This is a genomic window from Caulobacter sp. 602-1 (assembly GCF_003931565.1).
Classification (GTDB): domain Bacteria; phylum Pseudomonadota; class Alphaproteobacteria; order Caulobacterales; family Caulobacteraceae; genus Caulobacter.
Genome location: NZ_RRYI01000148.1, coordinates 1 through 287, shown reverse-complemented (window position 1 = coordinate 287; position 287 = coordinate 1). Strand labels below are relative to the sequence as shown.

At 65.5% G+C, this 287-nt stretch carries 1 pseudogene; it reads right to left on the bottom strand.

The window, feature by feature from the left end:
• Positions 1-287: pseudogene (locus EIK80_RS25650) on the bottom strand (TonB-dependent receptor); the annotation flags it as partial.

Genomic DNA, 287 nt, shown 5'->3' with positions numbered 1-287 from the left:
CGTTCGAGCCAACCGCCAGGGCGTTGTACACCGGATCGATGCCGGCGAAGCCGTCCGACGCGTCTGACAGGTAGTTGGCGGAGTTCAGGCCGGCCGTGGTCGGCAGAGCCGCGCCCGCGGCCGTGGCCGTATGGGTCGTGGCGTTACAGAACTTGAATGGATCAGGCACGGCCCAAGTGCCCGCCACGTAGGATGGGACGTCGCCCGGTTTGATCTCGTAGCCTTCCTTGCGGTATTCAGCGCCGAAGTTGATCGTGACCGGCGTATGGAAGCCCATGCCGCCCCAG